This window comes from Caproiciproducens sp. (genome assembly GCF_053840905.1).
This window is the reverse complement of the sequence record NZ_JBNLXQ010000014.1, coordinates 58,047-81,770: the sequence shown is the minus strand read 5'-3', so window position 1 is coordinate 81,770 and position 23,724 is coordinate 58,047. Positions and strand designations below refer to the sequence as shown.

General features: G+C 53.8%; 28 protein-coding genes and 1 other annotated feature. Of the genes, 6 read left to right on the top strand and 22 right to left on the bottom strand.

The window, feature by feature from the left end; all coding sequences use genetic code 11:
* The 3 genes from ACQGQ5_RS13525 to pheA form a co-directional block, all read left to right on the top strand.
* On the top strand, positions 1 to 383 hold a 383-nt coding region (locus tag ACQGQ5_RS13525; RefSeq protein ID WP_455737019.1), incomplete at its 5' end, for a 3-phosphoshikimate 1-carboxyvinyltransferase.
* Positions 364 to 1,461, top strand: coding sequence for a chorismate synthase (gene aroC / locus ACQGQ5_RS13520; RefSeq protein WP_455737018.1), 1,098 nt, complete (start codon positions 364 to 366; stop codon positions 1,459 to 1,461). The genes ACQGQ5_RS13525 and aroC, both read left to right, overlap by 20 nt.
* On the top strand, positions 1,458 to 2,582 hold the full coding sequence (gene pheA, locus ACQGQ5_RS13515; RefSeq protein WP_455737017.1) for a prephenate dehydratase: 1,125 nt from the start codon (positions 1,458 to 1,460) through the stop codon (positions 2,580 to 2,582). The genes aroC and pheA overlap by 4 nt, the downstream gene beginning before the upstream one ends.
* 31 nt (positions 2,583 to 2,613) lie before the next feature.
* On the opposite strand, the gene ACQGQ5_RS13510 is transcribed toward pheA, so the two are convergent.
* Together ACQGQ5_RS13510 and ACQGQ5_RS13505 are read right to left on the bottom strand one after the other, a co-directional pair.
* Positions 2,614 to 2,781 carry a hypothetical protein gene (locus ACQGQ5_RS13510; RefSeq protein ID WP_455737016.1) on the bottom strand — a complete coding sequence of 56 codons (168 nt, stop codon included), beginning with the start codon at positions 2,779 to 2,781 and terminating at the stop codon, positions 2,614 to 2,616.
* A gap of 22 nt (positions 2,782 to 2,803) precedes the next feature.
* Positions 2,804 to 3,022: a helix-turn-helix domain-containing protein gene (locus ACQGQ5_RS13505; RefSeq protein WP_455737015.1), complete on the bottom strand. Its 219-nt coding sequence runs from the start codon at positions 3,020 to 3,022 to the stop codon at positions 2,804 to 2,806.
* A gap of 94 nt (positions 3,023 to 3,116) precedes the next feature.
* Here ACQGQ5_RS13505 and ACQGQ5_RS13500 point away from each other — a divergent pair, with 94 nt between their 5' ends.
* Positions 3,117 to 3,296 carry a hypothetical protein gene (locus ACQGQ5_RS13500; RefSeq protein ID WP_455737014.1) on the top strand — a complete coding sequence of 60 codons (180 nt, stop codon included), beginning with the start codon at positions 3,117 to 3,119 and terminating at the stop codon, positions 3,294 to 3,296.
* Positions 3,297 to 3,321: 25 nt separating this feature from the next.
* Here the strand turns inward: ACQGQ5_RS13500 and prmA are convergent, their stop codons facing one another.
* Positions 3,322 to 4,239: a 50S ribosomal protein L11 methyltransferase gene (gene prmA, locus ACQGQ5_RS13495; RefSeq protein ID WP_455737013.1), complete on the bottom strand. Its 918-nt coding sequence runs from the start codon at positions 4,237 to 4,239 to the stop codon at positions 3,322 to 3,324.
* 306 nt (positions 4,240 to 4,545) lie between these two features.
* Between prmA and ACQGQ5_RS13490 the strand changes: the two genes are divergently transcribed.
* The gene (locus tag ACQGQ5_RS13490) at positions 4,546 to 5,919 is read left to right on the top strand and encodes an oligosaccharide flippase family protein (protein WP_455737012.1); all 1,374 of its coding nucleotides are present in this window, start codon (positions 4,546 to 4,548) and stop codon (positions 5,917 to 5,919) included.
* A 55-nt stretch (positions 5,920 to 5,974) separates the two neighbouring features.
* Positions 5,975 to 6,793, top strand: a complete 819-nt coding sequence (locus ACQGQ5_RS13485; protein ID WP_455737011.1) for a putative ABC transporter permease — start codon at positions 5,975 to 5,977, stop codon at positions 6,791 to 6,793.
* A 46-nt stretch (positions 6,794 to 6,839) separates the two neighbouring features.
* Here the strand turns inward: ACQGQ5_RS13485 and ACQGQ5_RS13480 are convergent, their stop codons facing one another.
* The 19 genes from ACQGQ5_RS13480 to ACQGQ5_RS13390 all read right to left on the bottom strand — a co-directional run bounded on the left by ACQGQ5_RS13480 (position 6,840) and on the right by ACQGQ5_RS13390 (position 23,082).
* The gene (locus ACQGQ5_RS13480) at positions 6,840 to 7,280 is read right to left on the bottom strand and encodes a hypothetical protein (protein WP_455737010.1); all 441 of its coding nucleotides are present in this window, start codon (positions 7,278 to 7,280) and stop codon (positions 6,840 to 6,842) included.
* On the bottom strand, positions 7,267 to 7,482 hold the full coding sequence (locus ACQGQ5_RS13475) for a helix-turn-helix transcriptional regulator (protein ID WP_038325956.1): 216 nt from the start codon (positions 7,480 to 7,482) through the stop codon (positions 7,267 to 7,269). The genes ACQGQ5_RS13480 and ACQGQ5_RS13475 overlap by 14 nt, the downstream gene beginning before the upstream one ends.
* Positions 7,483 to 7,752: 270 nt before the next feature.
* Entirely contained in the window at positions 7,753 to 8,127 is a 375-nt protein-coding gene (locus ACQGQ5_RS13470; protein ID WP_455737009.1) for a RidA family protein, read from the bottom strand.
* Positions 8,128 to 8,146: 19 nt separating this feature from the next.
* Positions 8,147 to 9,346: a threonine ammonia-lyase gene (gene ilvA / locus ACQGQ5_RS13465; RefSeq protein WP_455737008.1), complete on the bottom strand. Its 1,200-nt coding sequence runs from the start codon at positions 9,344 to 9,346 to the stop codon at positions 8,147 to 8,149.
* A gap of 22 nt (positions 9,347 to 9,368) precedes the next feature.
* Positions 9,369 to 9,857, bottom strand: coding sequence for an acetolactate synthase small subunit (gene ilvN / locus ACQGQ5_RS13460; RefSeq protein ID WP_455737007.1), 489 nt, complete (start codon positions 9,855 to 9,857; stop codon positions 9,369 to 9,371).
* Between the two features lie 16 nt (positions 9,858 to 9,873).
* A complete protein-coding gene (ilvB, locus tag ACQGQ5_RS13455; protein ID WP_455737006.1) occupies positions 9,874 to 11,544 on the bottom strand; it encodes a biosynthetic-type acetolactate synthase large subunit in 1,671 nt (556 codons plus the stop codon).
* A 59-nt stretch (positions 11,545 to 11,603) separates the two neighbouring features.
* Positions 11,604 to 11,839: a binding site (T-box leader), on the bottom strand.
* Positions 11,840 to 11,967: 128 nt separating this feature from the next.
* On the bottom strand, positions 11,968 to 12,258 hold the full coding sequence (locus tag ACQGQ5_RS13450) for a DUF2087 domain-containing protein (RefSeq protein WP_455737005.1): 291 nt from the start codon (positions 12,256 to 12,258) through the stop codon (positions 11,968 to 11,970).
* Between the two features lie 308 nt (positions 12,259 to 12,566).
* A complete protein-coding gene (locus ACQGQ5_RS13445) occupies positions 12,567 to 12,797 on the bottom strand; it encodes a hypothetical protein (RefSeq protein WP_455737004.1) in 231 nt (76 codons plus the stop codon).
* Between the two features lie 217 nt (positions 12,798 to 13,014).
* Complete coding sequence (gene dhaM / locus ACQGQ5_RS13440) at positions 13,015 to 13,395, bottom strand: dihydroxyacetone kinase phosphoryl donor subunit DhaM (protein ID WP_455737003.1); 381 nt, start codon at positions 13,393 to 13,395, stop codon at positions 13,015 to 13,017.
* Positions 13,396 to 13,416: 21 nt separating this feature from the next.
* Complete coding sequence (gene dhaL / locus ACQGQ5_RS13435; RefSeq protein ID WP_455737002.1) at positions 13,417 to 14,040, bottom strand: dihydroxyacetone kinase subunit DhaL; 624 nt, start codon at positions 14,038 to 14,040, stop codon at positions 13,417 to 13,419.
* 114 nt (positions 14,041 to 14,154) lie between these two features.
* Positions 14,155 to 15,144 (bottom strand): dihydroxyacetone kinase subunit DhaK, encoded by a 990-nt coding sequence (gene dhaK / locus ACQGQ5_RS13430; RefSeq protein WP_455737001.1) that lies wholly within the window; start codon positions 15,142 to 15,144, stop codon positions 14,155 to 14,157.
* Positions 15,145 to 15,198: 54 nt separating this feature from the next.
* Complete coding sequence (locus ACQGQ5_RS13425) at positions 15,199 to 15,552, bottom strand: DUF1667 domain-containing protein (RefSeq protein ID WP_455737000.1); 354 nt, start codon at positions 15,550 to 15,552, stop codon at positions 15,199 to 15,201.
* A complete protein-coding gene (locus ACQGQ5_RS13420) occupies positions 15,549 to 16,817 on the bottom strand; it encodes an NAD(P)/FAD-dependent oxidoreductase (protein WP_455736999.1) in 1,269 nt (422 codons plus the stop codon). Before ACQGQ5_RS13420 ends, ACQGQ5_RS13425 begins: the two co-directional genes overlap by 4 nt.
* Positions 16,810 to 18,261, bottom strand: coding sequence for an FAD-dependent oxidoreductase (locus ACQGQ5_RS13415; RefSeq protein WP_455736998.1), 1,452 nt, complete (start codon positions 18,259 to 18,261; stop codon positions 16,810 to 16,812). The genes ACQGQ5_RS13420 and ACQGQ5_RS13415 overlap by 8 nt, the downstream gene beginning before the upstream one ends.
* 148 nt (positions 18,262 to 18,409) lie before the next feature.
* A complete protein-coding gene (locus tag ACQGQ5_RS13410; protein WP_455736997.1) occupies positions 18,410 to 19,126 on the bottom strand; it encodes an MIP/aquaporin family protein in 717 nt (238 codons plus the stop codon).
* Between the two features lie 116 nt (positions 19,127 to 19,242).
* Positions 19,243 to 20,739, bottom strand: a complete 1,497-nt coding sequence (gene glpK / locus ACQGQ5_RS13405; protein ID WP_455736996.1) for a glycerol kinase GlpK — start codon at positions 20,737 to 20,739, stop codon at positions 19,243 to 19,245.
* 340 nt (positions 20,740 to 21,079) lie between these two features.
* Positions 21,080 to 21,643: a TetR/AcrR family transcriptional regulator C-terminal domain-containing protein gene (locus ACQGQ5_RS13400; protein WP_455736995.1), complete on the bottom strand. Its 564-nt coding sequence runs from the start codon at positions 21,641 to 21,643 to the stop codon at positions 21,080 to 21,082.
* 140 nt (positions 21,644 to 21,783) lie between these two features.
* The gene (locus ACQGQ5_RS13395) at positions 21,784 to 22,353 is read right to left on the bottom strand and encodes a DUF5317 domain-containing protein (protein ID WP_455736994.1); all 570 of its coding nucleotides are present in this window, start codon (positions 22,351 to 22,353) and stop codon (positions 21,784 to 21,786) included.
* Positions 22,354 to 22,368: 15 nt separating this feature from the next.
* A complete protein-coding gene (locus ACQGQ5_RS13390; RefSeq protein ID WP_455736993.1) occupies positions 22,369 to 23,082 on the bottom strand; it encodes an HD-GYP domain-containing protein in 714 nt (237 codons plus the stop codon).
* Positions 23,083 to 23,724 lie beyond the last annotated feature (642 nt).

Genomic DNA, 23,724 nt, shown 5'->3' with positions numbered 1-23,724 from the left:
CGTCCCAGATTCCCGACCTTGTGCCGATTCTGGCGGCGACCGCCGCGCTCTGCCGCGGACGCACGCGGATTTACAACGCGCAGCGGCTGAGGATCAAGGAAAGCGACCGCCTTTTCGCCATGGCCGACGGGCTAACCAAGCTGGGCGGAAGGGTTACGGAAACGGACGACGGGCTCCTCATCGACGGCGTTCCGACGCTGCACGGCGGCAAAGCGGAGGGCTTTAACGACCACCGCATTGTGATGGCCCTTTCCATTGCCGCGCTGAAAGCCGGCGGCAGCGTCACGGTCACCGATGCGCAGAGCGTTCGGAAGAGCTATCCGGCCTTTTTTGAAGATTACAATCGGTTGGGAGGAAAAGCAAATGTCTTCCATATGGGGTGAAACGGTAAAAATATCCATCTTCGGCGAAAGCCACGGAAAAGCGATCGGAGTGGTGCTGGACGGCCTGCCCGCCGGGGAACCGATCGACTTCGACGCCGCCGCGCTGCAGATGAGCCGCCGCGCGCCGGGCATGGATCCTACGAGCACGCCGCGAAAGGAAAGCGACCTGCCGCAGATCGTCAGCGGGATGCTCAACGGCACAACGACCGGCGCGCCGCTGTGCGCGCTGATTGAAAATACGAACACCCGGTCCGGGGACTATGACAACCTGAAGCTTGTTCCCCGTCCGGGACACGCGGATTTTCCCGCGCACCTGCGTTACGGCGGATACAACGACGCGCGCGGCGGCGGGCATTTTTCCGGGCGGCTGACGGCTCCCCTTGTCTTTGCGGGCGCGGTGTGCCGCCAGATTTTACAGCGCCGCGGCATTGTGATCGGCGCGCACGTTTTCTCAGTGAAGGACGTGACGGACGACCCGTTCGACCCCGTGCATGTTCCGGAAGATTTACTGGCCTCCTTATCCTCGGTTTATTTTCCCGTTATCAAGGAAAGCGCAAAACAGAAGATGCGGGATACCATCGAGACCGCCCGGCTTGCGCAAAACAGCGTGGGCGGCGTGGTCGAGTGCGCGGTGACCGGCCTTTCGGCGGGCGTCGGCGGCCCCCTGTTCGGGGGGATCGAGCCGGTGTTTTCCTCCATCCTGTTCGGCATTCCGGCGGTCAAGGGCGTGGAGTTCGGCGCGGGCTTCAGCGCCTCGGCGCTTTTCGGCAGCGAAAATAACGACCCCTACTACTGCGACGGCGATACGATTAAAACGAGAACCAACCACGCGGGCGGAATCCTGGGCGGGATTTCCACCGGGATGCCGGTCCTTTTCCGCGCGGCGTTCAAGCCGACGCCGTCGATCGCGATGGAACAGGACAGCGTGGACCTGACCGCAAAGGTGAATACAAAGCTCAGCGTGCACGGGCGGCACGACCCCTGCATCGTCCCGCGCGCGGTTCCCGTGGTGGAAGCCGCGGCGGCGGTCGCGCTGATGAACCTGATCAATCTGCATACCGGAGGAATGAAAGCATGACCCTTGAAGAAATCAGACAGGAAATAGACCGGATCGATAAGGAGCTTCTTCCGCTGTTCGTCCGTCGGATGGATTGCGCGAAGCAGGTCGCCGCCGTCAAGCAGGAGCAGAAGCTTCCGGTGTTCAACGGCGGGCGCGAGCAGGAAATTCTGGACCGGATCGTTTCTCAGGCCGGGGAATACGGCGGCGAAGCGCGGCTCCTTTATTCCGGCATGATGGATCTGAGCCGGGCGGTGCAGTACAGCCTGCTCGGCGGCGGAGGAGAGCTGCGGGAAACCATCCGCAAAGCCGGCGCCGCGCCGGAAAAAGCGGAAAAAATCGCCTGCCTCGGGGAAAACGGTTCCTTTTCCCACGAGGCGCTCAGCCTGCTGTACCCCAAAGCGGCCCCCCAGTTTTACCAGGGCTTCGGCGGGATTTTCTCGGCCGTTGCCAACGGGAACGCGGACCTTGGAATCCTGCCGGTAGAGAACTCCTCCGCCGGTTCGGTCAGCGAGGTTTACGACCTCATTCTGAAATACCGGTTCTACATTGTCAACGCGGCGACTCTGCACGTTCACCACTGCCTGGCGGCGGCTAAAAAAGTGGACGTCCGCACCATCGGCACGGTGTACTCCCACCCGCAGGCGCTGTCCCAGTGCTCGGAATACATCACCAGGAACGATCTGCGGCCCCTGCCGTGCTCCAACACGGCCACGGCCGCGCAGATGGTCGCGCAGCGGCAGGAGGCCGGGATCGCCGCCATCTGCTCCGAGCACGCGGCGAACGAATACAGGCTGCACATTCTGGAAAGGGATATCCAGAACAGCTCCAACAACTGCACGCGGTTTATCGTCATCAGCCGCAGCCTGTTTATCCCAGACCGCGCCCGGAAAATCAGCCTGTGCTTTTCGCTCCTCCACAAAACCGGCACGCTCTACAGCGTGCTCGCGCGCTTTGCGGCGCTCGGGCTGAACCTGACGAAAATAGAGAGCCGCCCGATTCAGGATAAAAACTTTGAATACGATTTTTATCTTGATTTTACCGGCAATGTGCGGGAAGACGCGACGCTGAATCTGATCTGTTCGCTTCACGACGAGCTTCCCCGTTTCTCCTTTTTGGGGAACTACACGGAAAACGAATAACCTTGCCGATAGAAAGAACCCGCCGGGCTTTTCAGTCCGGCGGGTTCTCTTTTTTGCTTTTTGTACGTCCGGCGCGCTTGCAGTACGGCGGATATTTTTTATGGCTTCGATGATGCTCGAGGCACTCGGCGCATTTCCCATGGCGCTCACAGTTGATCTTCGGACAGCTGCAGGTGTCCGTCCCGTTTTCCAGTAGCATATTTTTCTCCTCTGCCTCTTTATTACAGACGCTCATCCCCGGGATTCGCAACATACAGAGCGATATCCTGAACCCTGCAATCCAGAATGCGGCACAAATCATTGATCGTAACGGTCGAAAGCGGCTGATTGCGGCGCAGACGGGTCAGCGTACTGCTGCTGATATGATGACTTTTGATCAGGGTATAAGTAGTAACGCCCCGCTTTTTCAGCGTTTCCCAAAACGGAGTATACAAAATCATTGCAACTACCTCCTATATTCACAATAATAAAATATAGTCAGCATATTGCATATGTTCGATATATAGCCTATAATACTTCTTGGAGGTGTTCCCTATGCCGGATTACAAAAAAATGTATTTTTATCTTTTTAATCAGGTAACCAATTCTATTCAACAATTAAAGGAAGCACAGCAAGAAGCTGAAAGAATATACATAAATAGTGATGATATTTCTCCTCTTGTTTCTTTAGAAAACAAAGAAAAAACATTTCATAACAAAAAGAAGCCAACATAAAATTGACTTCTCACATTTATGATCCCTATTTCAGCCTTGCAGCTAAGGCGACCCAGCCCTTTTCGGTCCTGCGGCTGACGATTGTAAACTTTTTCTCCACCTCGTCCAGAACGTCCCGCTCGCGGGTGTCGATAATTCCGCTCATCAGATAAACCGTATCCGGGTACAGGAACCGCTCGATGTCCTTTGTGAGCAGGATGATCACATCCGCGACGATATTCGCGACGACAATATCGTATTTTCCGCTGACCTTGTCGGTCAGATCGCCGCAGACGCCGGCAAAACGGTCGGCCACCCCGTTGATTTCGGCGTTCTGTTCGGCGGTCTTGACCGCGAGCGGGTCGATGTCCACGCCGACGGCCTTCTTTGCGCCCAGAAGCAGGGCCGCGACGGAAAGGATTCCGCTTCCGCAGCCGACGTCCAGCACCTCGCAGCCGGGCGTGACGGTTTCCTCCAGCAGCTCCATGCACAGGCGCGTCGTTTCGTGGGTGCCGGTGCCGAACGCCAGCCCCGGCTCCAGGTGGAGCACCTTGCGGTCTCCGGCGTCGTATTCCTCTTCCCAGGTTGGGCGGATCAAAAGCTTTTTGCCCACCGGAATCGGCTTGAAATATTTTTTCCAGTTGTTGATCCAGTCCTCCTCCGCACAGTTCGCCGTGGTGATCGTATGCCGGATTCCCTCCGCGTTGTAGCGCTCGCTTAAAAAGGCGATGGCCTCCGCGGGGTTTTCCTCCGGGCTGATATAGACGTGCACCTTTGCCTTTGAGCGGTCCTTTTTCAGCAGGTCCTCGTCGATCAGGTCGATGTGCGCGATTTCCTCCACCTCTTCGCACAGATGCGAATAATCCTCAATATAAATTCCGTACGGCACCACCATCTGGGCAATGTCGCCGGCCCTGTCGATCTCCTTTGCGTCCACCTCTGCCGTTACTTCCGTCCAGTCCATTGTTTCCTCCTGCTGTCTTATACTGTCAGACTGCGGCAAATTGCGCAAGTCAAGGCGGCAAGCGCGGCAAACGAGGAAGCATACTTCCCGTATGTGACCGAAATTTGCAAGCGCCGCCAACGCAGAAAACAGAATTGCACAGCAATTTTGCGGCTGCGCGGCTTTGTCGTCAGTCTGAGCCGCGGAAGCAAAGCTTTCCCGGCTGTTCCCTTTTATTATAACCCAGGATTCTGAAAATTTATAGACTTATTTTGCAGGGCGCGCGAATACACTTGATTAATGAAGTTTATTAAAGGTGTTAATCGAATGAAAAAGCGCGTTTTTTACCTGAACGCGGTCATCCTGACCGCCAGCAGCGTCCTTCTGCGGCTGAGCAACATCTGGTTCCGGGTGTTCATCTGCTCAAAAATCGGCGCGTCCGGCATGGGGCTGTATCAGCTGATCCTGTCGGTCTTTGTTCTGGGCATCACCCTGTGCACCTCGGGGGTGGGCCTTGCCGTCACGCGCCTTGTGGCGGAAGGACGCGGCACCAGGGACAGCATCCGGCGCTGTGTCTGCTACGCGCTTGTTTTGAGCCTTCTGGCGGCGGGGGCGCTGTTTACCTTTTCGGATTTTATTTCCGTACATTTTATCGGCGACGCCGTCGCCGCAGCGCCGCTGCGGATTCTGGCGCCGAGCCTTCCCTTTATCGCGATATGCTCCTGCCTGAAAGGTTATTTCCTTGCCATCCGCAATACGATTGTTCCCGCGTGCGGCGAGTGGCTGGAGCAGTTTGTCACCATCGGCGCTTCCATTTTTCTGTTCACCCGGCTCGCCGCGCCGCTGGAAGCGCTGATGCTCGGCTCCGCCATCGGCGAGGTGTTTGCCTGCGTGTATATCGTCGTGCTGTATCTTATCTTCGCCGGCCGGCGCGGCCTTTCCAAAGCGAAAAGCAGCGGCGTTTTCCAAAGCGTCCTTCATATTGCGGCCCCGGTCCTGTGCGGCTCCTTTTTCCGCAGCCTGCTGAGCAGCACCGAAAATATCCTGATCCCCCGCGGGCTGAGGAAATACGGCGCCGGGGACAGCGGCGCGCTGGCGCAGTACGGGACCATACAGGGCATGGTGATGCCGATTCTGTTTTTCCCTTCCGCCTTCCTCGCCGCCCTGTCCATGCTGCTGATTCCTGAAATGGCGGAGGCCAATGCGGGCGGAAAACGGGTGACGATTCAGAGGTCGGTTGAAAAGGCGATGCGCTTTACACTTACCTTTTCCTTTCTGATGACCTCGGTCCTCATCGTATTTGCGGACAGTATCGGAATGGCGTTTTATAAAAGCGCGCAGGTGGGAAATATTCTGCGCATTATGGCGCCGATTCTTCCGCTGATGTACCTTGACAGCGTGGTGGACGGGATGCTCAAGGGCCTTGACCAGCAGCTGTATTCTCTCAAATACAATTTCAGCGACTCGGTGATGCGCGTCGTCCTGATCGCCGGGCTGGTGCCGGTTTTCGGCATCCGGGCCTATATCGCCATCCTTTTTATGAGCGAGATTTACAACGCTTCCCTGAGCATCAACCGGCTGCTGAAGGTGACCGCCATAGAGGTGGACGCGGTGAGCTGGATTCTCACTCCGGCGGTTCTGGCCGCCCTATTGTATTATTTGCTGCTCTTGCTTCAGAAAGCGCCTTGTTTTGCAGTTTGACAAAATGGCTGTAAGCAGTTAAACTTATACCTATCCTGCAAAATGAGGGAGAAAAATGGACAATTTCTGGATCTTATTTCTCGTTTTTACCGTATACAGTTTCCTCGGCTGGCTGACCGAAAGCATTTTCTGTTCCGTCCCCGCCGGTAAATTTATCAACCGCGGATTCCTGAACGGGCCGTTCTGCCCGATTTACGGTGTGGGCGGCGTGGTCGTCGTGTCCGCACTGACTCCTTTTCAAGACAATCTTGTCGTTCTTTATCTGACCGGGGTCGTCATCACGACCTTGCTGGAATACGGGACGGGCTTAGCGCTTGAAAAAATATTCCACACAAAATACTGGGACTACTCCACCCATCGCTATAACTTTCAGGGCAGGATCTGCCTTGAAAACTCGCTGCTGTTCGGCGTGATGTGTGTGGTCGGCATCCTTTGGATCCACCCGACGCTCCTGGACCTGCTGGAATCCGTTCCCGGAACGGTTCTGCCCTGGGTTTCCGGTATTTTTATGCTGTACTTTGTCTGTGACACCACTTTGTCCGTCTGCACCACCTTCAAGCTGAACGGAAAGCTGGACGAAATGCAGCAGGTGATGGATGAAATCAGAGAAAGGGCCGCGGCCTTTAAAGCGGATAAAATTGAAACCATGCAGTCCGCGCTGGCGTGCCTGATCGACGAGGAAACAAAGGCGGCTTACCAGAAAGCCCTGAGTGAGCTTTACGAAAAGAAGGATAAAATCGAAGCGGACGTCAAGTTCTTCCAACGCCGTATCATCAGCGCGTTCCCGACCATGAAATCCATGCGTTCCAACGAATCCCTGCAGAGAATGAAAGAGAGCATCCGGGAAAAGGCGAAGAATATCCGCCGCGGATAAATCAGTCAAAAGGCCACCGACGTATCGGCGGCCTTTTTCTTTCACTTTATGAGTTTCTTTTTACAAAATGTTTTACTGCAAAGACCAGCGCAATGACCGACCACATCACCGTACAGGCCAGCGTAAGCGGCCCCCCGCTCCCGCCCGTCCCGGCCGAAAACTGATAGGAGGACCTTACAAGCCCGTATCCCGCGACAATCACCGCAACGGCAGCAGCCGCAATGATCACCGCGGCCGTTTTGGCGGTGACCCGCCGGGGCGTTTCCTTCGGGCCTACCAGCGCGTCGCCCCAGATGCAGCGGCAAATAAAATACGTGCACCCGGCCAGCAACAGAATAAAGGTGTTCATTGGGGGCTCCATCCACACAAAGCCCAGTCCGCTGATGAACGTATCCATGAGGATTAAAAACGATAACAGAACAAAGGACTGGTAACCGTACCGGTAGCGTCTGCTTTGCTGCAATTCGTCAAATTCAATTTTTTTCATGATCGTCATCCTCCCAAAATAGCTGATCCAATGTTTTCCCCAAAACCCTGCATATGGAAATGCACAGGTTTACCGACGGATTATAATCCCCGTTTTCGATGGCATTTAAGGTCTGCCGTGTGACCCCGACCGCCTCTGCGACTTCCTTCTGCGACATATCCAGCGCGGCCCTTGCGGATTTCAGGCGAAGATTTTTGCCCAACCGAAATTCCTCCTTTGCACTTCCGATACACTCAGTATATTATATATTATACATAATGTCAAATATATATTACATTATATCAGAAATTAATTACTTCATTGGGTCTGCGCTTCACCGGCGCACCGACGTTTTGCTGTCATAAGCCGCCAACTCAGGATACAAAAAGGGGCCTGCCGGAAAGCAGGTCCCTAAGTGATCGATTCGTCACGCGACATTTTTTTGGCTCCCTTTTGGAGGGAGCTGGCAGGCGAAGCCTGACTGAGGGAGTTCTTACTTCACCGCAATGACTTCGACTTCCACCAGCACATTCTTGGGAAGCTGCTTCACGGCGACGCAGGAACGCGCGGGTTTGCCTGTAAAGTATTTTTCATACACGGCGTTGAAGGCGGCGAAATCGGCCATATCTGCCAAAAAGCAGGTGGTTTTTACCGCGTTTGTAAAATCGGCGCCCGCCGCCTTTAACACCGCGGCGATATTGCGCATGACCTGTTCGGACTGCACGGTGATGCCTCCCTCGGCGATTTCCCCGGTCGCGGGAATGATCGGGATCTGCCCGCTGAGGTATACGGTATTGCCCGCCCCGATCGCCTGGGAATACGGACCGATGGCGGCCGGCGCCTCTTTTGTTGAAATGACCTGACTCATGTTGTCATCCTCCAATTTATTACATATTTCTGATATGGTATCCCGCGTCGACGATCGCCCTGCGGATCTGTTCCAGATGCTCATGGTTTCTGGTCTCCATGCGGATGTGCAGGTAGCAGTCGTTGATGCCGGTATTCTCCCCGCCGCGGTCGTGGTGGACGCTGACCACGTTGGCGCCCAGATCGGCAATGATCGCGGAAACGTCCTTCAGCTGGCCCGGCTTATCGACCATGGCGATCACGAGGTCGCCCGATCGCCCGGCCTTCAGCAGGCCGCGGCTGATGACGCGGGACAGGATGGTCACGTCGATATTGCCGCCCGACAATAAGCATACCACTTTTTTCCCTTTCACATCAACCTTATTGAACATGGCGGCCGCGACGGCCACCGCGCCCGCCCCCTCGGCAATCAGCTTCTGCTGCTCGATCAGTGTGAGGATCGCCGTGGCGATCTCGTCGTCCGTAACCGTGACCACCTTGTCGACATATTTGCTGCAGAGGTCAAAGGTCGTGTCCCCCGGACATTTTACCGCGATTCCGTCCGCAAAGGTCGAAACGCATTGCAGGGCCTCCACCTGTTTGTCGGCGAGCGCCTGCACCATGCTGGGCGCGCCGCCGGCCTGTACGCCGTACACCTTGCAGTTGGGGTTCAGCGACTTGACGGCGTAGGCGACGCCGGAAATCAGCCCGCCGCCGCCGACCGGGACGATCACCGCGTCCACATCCGGCAGCTGATCCAGAATTTCCAGCCCGATGGTGCCCTGGCCGGCGATCACCTGCGCGTCGTCAAACGGATGGATAAAGGTGGCGCCGCTTTCCTCCCGCAGCTCACAGGCCTTCTGATACGCGTCGTCGTAGACTCCCTTGACCAGACAGACCTCGGCCCCGTAGCTTTTGGTCGCCTCCACCTTGGAAATCGGCGCGCTGTCCGGGATGCAGATCAGCGACCGGATTCCGTTTTTCGCGGCGGCAAGCGCCACGCCCTGCGCGTGGTTGCCGGCGGAGCAGGCGATCACGCCCCTTGCCTTTTCCTCCTCGGTCAGCTGAGATATTTTGTAGTATGCGCCGCGTACCTTAAACGAACCGGTGATCTGAAGATTTTCGGTCTTCAGGTAAATCTGGCTTTCCGGGTTGATGAGCGGCGCGTGAATCAATGCCGTCTCGCGGATCACTCCCTTTAAAACATAGGCGGCGTGGTAAACCTGATCTAACGTCAACAAGCTGATATCCCCCAACGTATTATTATTTCATCATGGCCATTGCGCCGGTGCGCAAAATTTTCAGGACATGATACGGATTGTACAGTTCAATAAAGGAGTTGATGGTGTTCGCGTCGCCGGTCAGCTCCATGATCATGGAATCCGGCTGCACATTTAAAATGCCGGCATGAAACACGTTCGCGATTTCCACCAGCTTTTCGCTGTTCTGCAGGTTCCGCTCCACCTTCAGAAGCAGATGCTCGCGCACGACGGCCTCTTCCCGGTTGAGCACGGTCACTTCCTTGATGTCGACCAGCTTGCTCACCTGTTTATCCACCTGGCGGACAATGCGGTCGTCGCCCGAAACGACGATCAGGATGCGGGAGTATTCCGTGTTTTCCGTCTGAGCCGCGACAATGCTCAAAATGTTGTAGCACCGGCGGCTGAACAGCCCCGCGATGCGCAGAAGAACGCCCGGATTATTTCTGGCGAGTACGGACAATACATATTCCTTATCGTTATCATGATTCATTATAATCTGTCGCTCCTCACATTTCAAGAATCGGATTTTCCACCGAGCCGCCCGCCGGTACCATGGGCAGCACGTTGACGTCCGGATTGATATGGCAGTTGATCAGGACCGGTTCCCGCAGGGCGAGCGCCTGCTTCAGCACCGGTTCGATTTCGCTTCTGCGGCTGATGGTAAACGCCTTCACGCCGAACGCCTGTGCCAGCATTTCATAATTGGTGGTCCTGTCCAGCGTCGTCTGCGAAAAGCGGCCGCCGTAGAAAAGCTTCTGCCACTGACGCACCATACCGAGCACCTGATTGTTGAAGACCAGCTCGATCACCGGGATATTGTACTGCGCCGCGGTGGAAAGCTCGTTGCAGTTCATATGGAAGCTTCCGTCGCCCGCGATATTGACGACGCGTTTGCCGGGGTTCGCGACCTGCGCGCCGATCGCCGCGCCGAGCCCGAAGCCCATGGTCCCCAGCCCGCCGGAGCTGATAAAATGGCGGGGGGTGCGAAACCGGTAGAACTGCGCCGTCCACATCTGGTGCTGGCCGACCTCGGTAACGAGGATCGCTTCGGAATCCGTCAGGCGGTCAAGGGTTTCCAGAACCTCCTGCGGCAGGACCTCTTCCTCCGACGCGCTTTCCTGCACCAGCGGATACAGCGCCTTCCACTCCGCGATCTCCTCCATCCACAGCTTGTGCTGACGCTGTGAAAGCATCCCGTTCAGGTGCGCCAGAATTTCTCTGGCGTCGCCCTTCATCTTCAGGTCCACGTCGATATTCTTATTGAATTCCGCCGTGTCGATCTCGATCTGGATAATCGGGCAGTGCCGCGCAAACAGGTTCGCGTTGCACAGCACGCGGTCGGAAAAGCGTGTTCCCACGGCAATCAGCAGATCGCAGTTTTTAATGGCGAGGGCCGCCGTGTTCGTCCCGTGCATGCCCAGCATCCCGATATAGCGCGGGTCGGTCTGGTCGTAGCCGCCCTGACACATCAGCGAAGAGGAAACGGGCGCGTCGAGAAGCTCCGCGAATTTTTTCAGCTCGCCGTAGGCCTCCGCGGCAATGACCCCGCCGCCCGTATAGAGAAACGGCCTTTCGCTCGTCCGGAGCATCTCCAAAGCCTGCTCGAAGCGCTCCGTCCGGGGAAAGTCCCCCCTTGGCGCCGGGAGCGGCGGCTGCGGCGTATATTCGTATTTCCGCGCCGTTACGTCCTTTGGAATATCCACAAGCACCGGCCCTTTCCGGCCCGTACCGGCAATCAAAAACGCCTTGCGGATCGTATCGGCTAAGTCTTCGATATTTTTCACCAGATAATTATGCTTGGTGACCGGCATGGTGATGCCGGTGATATCCACTTCCTGAAAGCTGTCCAGCCCCAGAAGGTCACAGCTTACGTTGCCGGTGATCGCGACCATCGGGACCGAATCCATATAAGCGGTGGCGATCCCGGTGACCAGGTTGGTGGCGCCCGGGCCGGACGTCGCGATACAGACCCCCGTTTTGCCGGTCGACCGCGCGTAGCCGTCCGCGGCGTGGGCCGCGCCCTGCTCGTGGGCGGTGCGGATATGGCTGATCTTATTCCGGTACTCGTAAAGCGCGTCGTAGATATTCAGCACCGCCCCTCCGGGATAGCCGAAAACCGTATCAACGCCCTGTTCCAGCAGACATTCCATGATGATCTGCGCCCCTGTTAACTGCATTCGTATTCCTCCTTAAAGACATATCTTCCTCAGATAAAATAAAAAAGCCTTCGCCTCTGCATAGAGGCGAAGGCTTACCTTCGCGGTACCACTCTAAATTCGCCGGAGAACCGGCATCTCAGCATGCATCAAACAATGCACTCCCCTGTAACGGTGGGACACCGGGCGTACTTACTCAGCGACTGTTCAGCTGCCTGCTCCGGGGTGATATCCTGCATTCGCCGCGCCGTCTTTCACCTGCCGACGGCTCTCTGTGAGCGGAAAGGATGCATTCTGTCCCCATCTGCGCATTTTTGTTATTGGTTTATAGCATATTATATTCCGGCCTGCTTGTCAAGTGTTTTATCAGAGCTTTTCTGCAGACATTCCTTCCAAAGGTATGTGCAGCCTTCCCAGCTGCAGAAAAACCGGCCTTAAAGATTTTTATTTGAGCCAATATTCGCTTCCATCGCTTTTTCTGTCCATGTATCCCAGATCAATCAGGCTGCGGCGCAGGGTGGAATAGTCTTCCGGATAAATCCCTTTTAGAATTCCGTTGACATCCATTTCCGTATAGCGTTTTCCCTTTTCAAACTGGCCCGCTATTTTTTTAAAAATAACTGCTTTCTTCTTCGCTTTGGAAGAAATCACCTTTAGTTTTAAGGGTTCTAACGAACTGAAAACATTATTTAATATTTTTTCTTCCTCTTCCGGCGTAACGTCAATCGTTTCCATATTCATCCTCCTGTTATATTTCCTATTATCAATTTTACATTGCATTTTAAAAATGTCAAGCAAATATGATGATTTCCAAATCAGATGCATCGTTGCCCTGATCGTGCTGCGGAGTGGATAAACAGGGGAAAAAAACGACTTTGTTTCATGGTTCGGCGGCGGTCAGTCCGAATTGTTCAGCCGGATCATCTGTGTACTGGCTGCAATCGCCGCGATCTGGTGTTTCACCGCTGTTCAGAGACGACGAAGCCGTCCGCGAAACCACATAAGAGAAGCCCTCCCGAAAAGATGGGAGGGCTTATTTTTTGCTATCTGTTGTTGTCCGGAATATTGTCGTCAGGCGCGGCTTCGACAGAATCTTTTCCTTTTCCAGCCGATGATCCGCTGGTTTTCCATTCTTCGGACGATGTTTTATCGTCCTTTTTGGGATAAACGCTGTTGACATTCTCGCCAAGGCAGTTCATATCGGTAAGACTGCATTTTTTCTCGTCATTCTCGGTATCGCCGTTCATGTTCGTGATGCTGTATTTCTTACTCATGAGTTTCTCCTCTTTTCCATAGCATTGGGGACCTTTTTACTATTCCCAAAGCGGACGGCGTTATACCGCCTTTCCAGAAAAGCCGTTCACGCGGGGAGACGGAAAAACGCGCCGGAAAACAACAAGCACACCGTTTCATGTCATACGAAACGATGTGCCTGCTGCTATGGTGTGTGTCGAAACATGGAATAAGTAAAGGAGTAATCAAAAATTAATTTCAGAGCTTTTTCTCTGAAGCGGCATCCTGTACGGACTCGGCGATCTCCTCCAGGCTCTGGTTGGCGCTGGAGCCGATCGCGGCTATTACCGCACCCTCTACCAGGGGGCAGTCGAGCATCCGTATATTTCGTTCGGGCATATTTTCAATCACCATCTCCGCCGTCATGACCGCGCTGCCCATATCCATCAGGATCACTGCGCCGTCATCGGTATACACGGAGTCTATGGCTGTACTGATTTTTTCAAAGCTGGTGCCAAAGGTGCCGTCGTCCAGCCCCCCGGCCGGAACAACCGGCGCGTCGGCCGCCATCATCTTTGCCAGTTCGGCAACGCCTTCGGCAAGCTTCTGGCTGTGGGATACAATAATAATTCCTACCATATTGAACCTTTCCTGACAGCTTTATAACATTCTGTCGATTACTTTCAGCATTAAGCAGGAAGAGGTTGCTCCCGGGTCCTGATGTCCAAGGCTTCTTTCCCCAAGGTAGCTGGCCCTTCCCTTTGTCGCAATAATGGTTTTGGTATATTCAACGCCCTTTTCCGCAGCTTCCACCCCCTGGGTGAGCGCAGCCTTAAAGTCGTTATTTTCCGCATAGCTTTTTTTAATGGCATTCAGCGCGGGAATCAGGGCGTCCAGCATGGTTTTTTCGCCCTCGTGCGCCTTTCCCCTCATTTCGATCCCGCCGATGGCGGCTTCCAGCGCGGCAATAAAGTCGCTGCCGTCTATTTCAGTTTTCGCGCCGACCGCGGCGCCGGCCCTCATGAACGCGGTTCCGTAAAGCGGGCCCGAAGCGCCCCCCACGGTGGAAACCAGCGACATGCCGACCGTTTTCAGAATCGACCCGATATCCTTCCCGGAGAGATCGGCCAGCTTCTTTTCCACCTCTTTGAATCCTCTGGCCATATTGATTCCATGGTCACCGTCGCCAATGACATTGTCGAGTTCCGTTAAAAAATCTTTTTCCATCTGAATTTGCTCGCCGATCTGTTTCAGTATCTCTATTACTTTACTGCTGTCCGTCATAATGATTTCCCTTTCTCAAAAGATATATCCATATCATTCAATAATAAATGATTGATATGCAACCAGATGAAAATAATGCGGCGGAACGGTGCGCCCCGCCGCACACAGCAACCTTTATTGTTTGAACGCAGGAGTATCGGCCTTTGCATCGAGGAGCTCCTTGAGCTCTTCGTCAAGGCGGAGCAGGGAAATGGAGAAGCCCGCCATTTCAATGGAGGTCATGTAATTGCCGACAAACGTCCTGTAAATTTTGATTCCCTTTTCCGTCAGGTAATCATGGACCTTATTGTTGGCGATGAAAAGCTCCATCAGGGGCGTCGCGCCGGCGCCGTTGATCATAACCGCGACTTCTTTGCCGCTGTAGTCAATGTCCGCCACGATCTTATCCAGAAGCATGGTGACGATTTCATCCGCGCTCCTGATTTTCTCCCTGTGGGTGCCCGGCTCGCCGTGGATGCCGATTCCGATTTCCATTTCGTCCTCGTCGAGCTCGAATCCGGGCTTGCCGGCCGCGGGAACGGTACAGGGCGTAAGGGCCATGCCCATTGTCCTGACATTGTCGACGACCTTCTGCGCCACGCGGTGGACCTCGTCCAGGTCCGCCCCGGTTTCGGCCTTCGCGCCCGCGATCTTATGGACAAACACGGTCCCCGCGACGCCGCGGCGCCCGGTCGTGTAAAGGCTGTCCTTGACCGCCACGTCGTCGTTGGTCACCACGTATTTTACGCTGACTCCGTCCGCTTCGGCCATTTCCGCCGCCATCTCGAAGTTCATGACGTCGCCCGTGTAGTTTTTCACTACCATCAGCACGCCCTTGTCCGTGGCGATGGCTTTGATGCCCTCATAAATCTGATCAGGAGTGGGAGAAGTGAACACCGCCCCCGCTACGGCGCAGTCAAGCATTCCCTCGCCGACATAACCGCCGTGCGCAGGCTCATGGCCGCTGCCGCCGCCGCTGATAAGCGCCACCTTGCCTTCTTTTTTGTGAGCCCTGACGACCACGTTGCCGCAGTCCAGTTTTCTGACGTGATCCGGATACGCTTTTACCATGCCGACAATCATTTCCTGTTCCACATTGTCCACGCTGTTGATTAACTTCTTCACAAAAAACGCCTCCTGTCATTTATTTTAATGGATGATTACGGCAGCGCTCCGATCTTATTCCAGCTCTTTCGTCGCTATAATATCGACCGGCGTACCGCATACATTTTTAATAACGACTTCCCCGATATGGATCGGGCGCATGACCGTGTGCCGGGTAATCTCTTTCAGGCAATCGAAAATCTTGTTCTTTTCGATCGGCCGGGAGGTTTTGACGGAAAGCGGCTGAGCGGTTCCGTACACCTTCATCAGGGCGGTCACCATTCTGGTCGGAAGCGTCAGCTCCTCCTGCGCATATTTTTTACCGATATTGCAGGTATAGCCCTCGATGGATAAAATCCGATCGCCGTCCACCTCCGCGGTGATCCGGCAGCCCATCGGGCAGCCGATACAGGTAATTTCTTTTATCATGACTGCTGCGCCTCCACTCTTACAGTGATTTTGTCAGCATTGGCATTTTTCCGCAGATGCTCCGGAGTGAATTTCAGCGTTACCATTTCGCCGGGGGTCAAGATCCGGCTCTTTTTCTCGGCTGCCGGAACGTCTCCGACATCGATACAAACCTTTGCGTCCTTGTAAACGCCCCTCGGACGGAACATAATGGTGATCGGCTCATCCAGCTTCTTTGAAATATGCTGGGGGACCGCGCCGGATACGCCGAAGCCGTTGACCACTTCCAGCGTCTCTTCCTCCTTCGCAAGCCGGCCCTGTACATATTTGCAGGCGTTGGCGCCGGCCTTGGCGGATTCCTCGGATACGAAGTCGACCAGGTCATGCACGTGCAGCACGTTGCCGCAGGAGAAAATCCCATCCACGGAGGTCTGGAGATTCTCGTTTACCTCCGCGCCGTTTGTAGCCGGGGAAATCTTTACGCCGGCCATGGTGGACAGCTCGTTTTCAGGGATCAGGCCGACGGAGAGCAGCAGGGTGTCGCATTCGTAATACTCTTCCGTCCCCGGAATCGGCTTGAGCGTTTTGGGGTCGACCTTTGCGACCGTCACGCCTTCCAGGCGTTCCCTTCCGGCGATGTCGACCACCGTATGGCTGAGCAGAAGCGGAATATCGTAATCGTCAAGACACTGCACGATATTTCTTTTCAGTCCGGCGGAGAAAGGCATCAGCTCCACGCACGCCAGAACCTTTGCGCCCAGGAAAGTCATTCTGCGCGCCATAATCAGCCCGATATCCCCGGAACCGAGAATGAGGACGCGCTTGCCGGGCATCAGGCCCTTCAGGTTCGTAAATTTCTGCGCGGTACCCGCCGTGTAGATCCCGGAGCATCTCCAGCCCGGTGTGGCGAGGGACCCTCTGGGGCGCTCGCGGCAGCCCATGGCAAGGATGACGGATTTCGCTTTGAAATGCTCCAGACCCGCGCCCCTGCTGACCGCGGTCACCACCTTGTCCGGGGTGATGTTGAGGACCATGGTGTCGCACTGGGAGGGGATGCCGTATTCCAGCACCTTGTCGATATATCTCTGCGCGTATTCGGGGCCGGTGAGCTCTTCCTTAAAGGTGTGGAGCCCGAAGCCGTTGTGGATGCACTGCTTCAGAATCCCGCCGAGGTTTTCTTCTCTTTCGAGAATCAGGATATTCCTCGCACCCGCTTCATAGGCGGAAACCGCGGCCGCCAGACCGGCAGGTCCGCCGCCGATGATCAAAATGTCTACATTACGCATCTTCATGATCCCCTTTCTCAAAAAGGTAACTGTCCAGATATTTGGAATTTCCTCCGAACTTTGTCACTTCCATCGGGGATATATGAAGCTCTTCACACAGTATTTCCAGCGTCCTTGGGGTACAGAAGCCCGCCTGGCACCGGCCCATTCCAGCCCTTGTCCTTCTTTTGATGCCGTCGACCGATCTCGCCCCGACCGGCCTGCGGATTGCTTCCCTGATTTCAGCTTCCGTCACGGTTTCACATCTGCAGACGACCTTTGCGTAATCCGGGTTGACGGAGATTGCCATTGCCCTTTCTTCGTCCGTCATCTCCCTGAACTTCGGTATCCCTTTTCTGATCGGATTGAAATCATCCTTTTTCTTCGCGCCGAGCTTGTCGGTGATCATATCCGCCAGATACACGGCAATCGCCGGGGACGAGGTCAGTCCCGGGGATTCCACGCCCGCCGCGTTGAAGAACATCGGCGCGTCCGGCGCCTCGCCGAGGACAAATTCATTTCTGTCGCAGTGCGCGCGCAGCCCCGAGAACGTTGTGATATAGTTTCTGGCGGGAATCTGCTCCCAGGTAAGGCTGGCGAATTTCAGGATCTTGGCAAGTCCTTCGGGGGTGGTCCTGGTGTCCGTCTTATCGTCGATATCCTCTGCGGTCGGCCCGATCAGGATGGTTCCGTCCACGGTGGGGGTCACCAGGATTCCCTTGCCCATTTTGGTCGGCAGCTGGAAAATCGACGCGTGGAAGGCATCGCAGAATTTCTTATCGACGATGTAATACTCGCCTCTGCGGGGAACAATGGTGATTTTATCCTCGGAAACCATATTGTTGATCACGTCGGAATAAAGTCCGGCACAGTTCACGACCGCTTTCGCTGTAAAGGTACCAGCTTTGCTTATAACTTTCCATCCGTCTTTTTCTTTTTCAATCGCAGTAACTTCTGCTTCACGGTAGAAATTAACACCGTTCATCGCAGCGTTTTCGGCAAAAGCCTCGGTCAGCTCATAGGGGCAGACGATTCCGCCGTTGGTGACCAGGAGCGCCTCGTACGCCGTGCTGCCAATGTTCGGTTCTCTTTTTCTAAGTTCATCTTGTCCGATAATGCTGAGTCCGGGGACTCCGTTTTCTATCCCCTGCCTTTTTAAGGCTTCCAGGCTTTCATGATCCTCCGGGCTGAAAGAAACAACCAGGGAAGTATTCCATTTATGCGGAACATCCAGCTCTTCGCAGATCTGATCGTACATTTTGTTGCCGAGCACGTTGAACTTCGCTTTTTGGGTACCGGGATGCGCATCATAGCCGCCGTGAATAATCGCGGTATTTGCCTTACTTTGGCCGTTGCTGATATCATCGGTTTTTTCCAGCAAGGCAATGTTCAGGTTGTATCTTGACAATTCTCTGGCCACCGCGCAGCCCACGACTCCTCCGCCGATGACGATTACATCTAGCATTTTGTGAACACCACTCTTTAATTTATTTGGAATTTTTTAAAATAATGCAGGGGCAAATTTTGTTCGCCCCTGCAAATATTTTATCAATTCATCGCTATGTACTTACAAGGCATATTAATTCTTTAATATAACCCGATACAACCATGAATTACCACGGAATCGCCGCAAATAAGAACGCAGCGACCAAAGCGCCGACGATGGGCCCAAAAATCGGAACGATAAGGCCGTAGCTCCAGTTGGAATCGCCTTTGCCCTTAATGGGGAGGATCGCGTGGGCAATACGGGGTCCGAGGTCACGGGCAGGGTTCAAAGCGTAACCGGTCAGCCCGCCGAAGGACATACCGATGGAGACGATGATTCCGAACGTATACAGGTTGCCAACACCGGAAGCACCGGCACCGGCTACATTTCCGAAGCCGAGAAGCGCGAATATGAGCATAAAGGTAGCAACGGCTTCGCAGAAAAAGTTGCGGGGAATATTGCGGATGGAAGGACCGGTGGCGAAAACGCCGAGTTTCGTTCCGGGTTCCTCTGTCGCGTCGAACTGATCCTTAAACATCAGATAAACGATAATACCGCCGACACAGCCGCCCGCGACCTGGGCAACGATATAGCCGGGAACCATGGCCCAGCTGAATTTGCCGATTGCGGCAAACGCTATGGTCAAAGCGGGGTTGAAGCTCGCGCCGGAAGCCACGCCGAAAATGCACGCGGGAACCATAACCGCAAGGCCCCAGGCCAGAGTAATTTGAATGGAGCCGCCGCCCTTCATTCCGGATTTATTCAGGTTCACGTTGGCAACAACGCCGTCGCCCAACATAATCAGCATCATTGTTCCCAAAAATTCCGCAAGATATGGTAACATTAACAATACACCTCAATCTTTTTAATACCGGCCCCTTTCGATAGGAGGTTTCCCCTTCAGAGGGGCCGGCCTGAATTTTAACAGTTTACTCGCTAACCGTATGCAGAACAGAGAAATTATTCATCCTTGGCCCAGCCGAAGGAGCACTTAACGGCCTTGCTCCAGCCTTTGATGATTTCTTCACGATGAGCGGCCTCCATGGCGGGCTCAAAGATCTTGGAAATCTGCCAGTTCTTAATAACGTCTTCCTTGCTTGCCCAGTAGCCCACCGCAAGGCCCGCCAGGTAAGCGGCGCCCATTGCCGTTGTTTCAATGCACACCGGTCTGTGTACGGGGGCGTTGATCACATCGGCCTGGAACTGCATCAGGAAGTTGTTCGCACATGCGCCGCCGTCGACTTTCAGAGCGTTCAGCGTAATACCGGAATCTTCCTGCATCGCTTTCAGCACGTCGTAAGTCTGATAGGCAAGGGATTCGAGCGTCGCTCTGATAAAATGATACTTGTTGACGCCTCTGGTGATACCGACGACGGTACCTCTCGCGTACTGATCCCAATGCGGAGCGCCAAGGCCCGTAAACGCGGGAACAACGTAGCAGCCGTTCGTATCGCTGACCTTTGTCGCCAGATACTCGGAATCGGGCGACGTGTCAATCAGGCGCATCTCGTCGCGCAGCCACTGGATCGCGGCGCCGGCTACGAAGATGGAACCTTCGAGCGCGTAATTGACTTTCCCGTCAAGGCCCCACGCAATGGTGGTGACCAGGCCGTTCTTTGAGTAGACCGGCTTTTCGCCTGTGTTCATCAGCATAAAGCAGCCTGTGCCGTATGTATTCTTCGCTTCGCCCGGAGTGTAGCAGGTCTGGCCGAACAGGGCCGCCTGCTGGTCGCCCGCGGCGCCGGCAATCGGAATCGCCCCGCCGAAGAAGGACGGATCGGATTCGCCGTATACACAGCTGGACGGTTTCGGAGTCGGGAGCATGCTCTCGGGGATATTAAGCTCCGCAAGGATCTCTTTGTCCCATTTGAGTTCCGTAATGTTGAACAGCATGGTTCTGGAAGCGTTGGAATAATCGGTTACATGAACCTTGCCCTTTGTCAGGTTCCAGATCAGCCACGTTTCAATGGTGCCGAACAGCAAATCGCCGGCTTCTGCTCTTTGCCTTACGCCCGGAACATTGTCAAGGATCCATTTTACTTTTGTGCCCGAGAAGTAAGCATCGATCATTAAACCTGTCTTTTTCCTGTAGATTTCTGTTAAACCCTTCGCTTTTAAGGAGTCGCAGTACTGTGATGTACGTCTGCACTGCCAAACGATGGCGTGGTAAACAGGTTCGCCTGTTTTTTTATCCCACACAACGGTTGTTTCACGCTGATTGGTAATGCCGATCGCCGCTATATCCGCCGCAACCGCGCCAATCTTCAGCATTGCTTCCTGAGCAACACCGATCTGGGTAGACCAAATTTCCATCGCATCATGTTCGACCCAGCCCGGCTTCGGGAAATACTGCGTGAACTCTTTCTGCGCCACGCTGCACATTTCACCCTTCTCATTGAAAAGAATGCAGCGGGAACTCGTTGTGCCGGCATCCAGCGCCATGACATACTTGGCCATAAAAAAACCTCCCCTAAAATGTTTTTCCGATACAATAGTATTGTATCTTTGTTTGCCCTAAGGCACCTTCCCATAACTTTGGTTTTCCGGCTTGCGCCGTATTACCATCTATGCTCATATCATAACACCGAAAAGGAATTTTGTATTTAGACAATTCACGTTTTTTGTTTAGATTTGATAATTATCATGTTATCTAATCATTTTTTTTGGTTATTCTTGTACATGGTGCTACTTGAATTGTTGAATTTTTCTATAATAGATTCATGCTATTTGGCAAAAATGAATATGTCATATTTCCGTATGACAAAAAAATTCCCGTACTGGATGTACGGGAATCAAGTCATATCGCAATTTTCTTTTGTTTTTCCGTGCCGTGGTAAATGATCCGGAGCAGAACCTTGATTTTTTTAATGACAAAATCCTCGTCCTCCTGCATTCCCCGGCTGACCCACTGGATACCGTAATTTACAAACGCTGTGGTAAAAAAGTCGACCAGAAAATCCGCATCCTCCTCGCTTATGTATTTGCAGTTTTCAAGATCGATCCCCAGCTTTTCCACCCAGGAGTGCACCACGGGCTGTAAAAACCCTTCCATGTACTCCTTTTTGATGGAGCGAATAGTGTTTCTGCAGAACGCGCGGTTGGCTTTGCAGTACCTCATGGCCTGTACGACCGCCGTTTCCCACTGCCCGTCCTGTACTTCCTCCATCTGGATGAAGACATCGTTCCGGTAAATCCAGCTCAACAGCTCGTACATATCTTTGAAATGGTAATAAAACGTCTGCCGGTTCAATCCGCAGTTGCTGGTTACGTTTTGGACGGTGATTTTGTTGAATGGGGTCCGGCTCATCAGGTCCTTCAAAGAATTTGCAAGCTGCTGCTTGGTTTGCGATGCATATTCCATGTTTTTTCCTCCATTTTAACATTCAGCTCGTTTTAGCAGAATAGATAAAACAAACACTCATCCATAAAGTATATTATACTATATAACACGATTATGATTCAAGAGGAATTTTGCCATGGAGGAAAACGGGCCGGGCCGGCTTATTTTCGCGCGGGGCGGCGCGGGCTTGTCCTTTCTGTCAGGACGGAAACGATCAGGCAGGCGATCCCCAATCCCAGCAGAATATCCCCCGCGCTGATAAAGCCGCCGATGCGGGGAACCGGCACGGGGATCACGTCGCCCAGAAAATAGAACCTCGCTCCGCCGGTGGCAACGAAATAATTGGCTTTTTTCGCGTAGACGGCTTCCGGGGTCATACCGGGGAACATCGCAAGCGCCGAAGGGGATACCGGCATGCGGAAATTGTTGCACACAATGACAAGCAGGTTACAGAACGTGCCGGCTCCGGCAAGGACCGCCGCGGTCAGCCGGCGCCGATTCAAAATCAGAAAGACGATAATACACAGATAGCTGATCCCCGTAAAAAGCCACGGAAGCTTCGCGGCAAAATCGGGGAACCGGGAAAACGGCAGCTCCGCCAGCAGGCCGGCCACAGGAAGCCACAGGCCGCGGACGGAGGAAAGATTTCCGTATTGATTTTTTACGCCCCTTGTACGGTTGACGGCAGCCGCGATCAGAAAGCCCGCCAGCACAAAAACAAATAATACCATTCTTTCTCTCCGGTCCTATGAAATGACGCCCTGCTCACGGAGGGCGTCCAGAAAAGCGCAGACCACCTTGGGGTGGAACTGTTTTCCGCTTTCCTCTTTTAAAATTTCCACCACCCGCTCCACCGGCATGCTGGCGCAGTAGGGGCGGTCGCTGGTCATGGCGTCGTAAGCGTCCGCCACGCCGATAATATAGACCGCGGTGGAGATCTCCCCGCCTTTTGTATGGTCCGGGTAGCCGCCGCCGTCATACCGCTCGTGATGGTGCAGAATCGCTTCGCGGATCGTGTCGTTCAGCTTTACATTTTTCAGAATGGACGCGCTGATCTCCGGATGCGTCATAATAACGGCGCGTTCCTCCGGCGTAAGCGGGCCGGGCTTATTCAGTATTTTTTCGTCGATGCCGATTTTGCCCACGTCATGCAGAAGGGCGGCCACCTTGATGTCGTCGATATCGCCCGGATGATAGTGCATTTTCCGGGCGATCATTTCCGCATATTCCTCCACGCGGTGCGCGTGGCCCTCGGTATACTTGTCCTTTGCCTCCAGCGCGGCCGTCAGGGTTTTGACCATATTGTAATAGTTCGCCTTCGCGTCAAGATAAAGGACAAAGCTGTAGCGTGCAAGAAGTAAGGGCAGCATAATGAAAAGGACCAGATATACCCCGTTCTGCATTCCGAGGATTTTGGCAATAAAATATGCGATGGGCGCGGACGCCGCTATGTTGGGCATAAATTCCCACAGGTTTTTCAGAAGGGCTGGGAAAAACGCGCCCTGTCCATTTAACGTAAAAAGGAGCATTAGAATACCGCAGTTCAGAAGAATAAAAGAGAAAGAGGCTACAACCATGGGCAGCAAAATTTGAGGCAGTGAAAAATCTCCGATTACGCCTCCCACTTTTTGGTACAGCAAGCTGGCAGTAAAAGCGGAAATTGTGATATTTCCCGCATTGAACGCTGTTTTAATCGGCTCCCTATTGAAAATATGGGTGAACGTCCTTTCTCCCGTATTTGTGGGGATTACAATAAAAGGGGTACTGATTGTAACCATTGCAGCGGAAAAAATCGGTCCATAACAAAAAATCGAGGCCAGATTACAGACAAATGACATATCGATGGAATAATCGTCACGTATATAGATGGGAAGACAACGACAGATGATATATAAAAAAGTCAGAACTCCAAACTGTGCCAACGCCTGTTGGAAATCGGATTGAGCCAGAATCTGTCTGAAATATAAATAAACACAGTATGAGCCAAGAGAGAGACCAATGATTGAGACTATGTAAGCATAAATTTTTGAAGAGCGGCTCATATGTACCTCCTTCTTTATAAAAAAATCAGGTCTGCAAAGCTATGTATTAATAGTTATTGC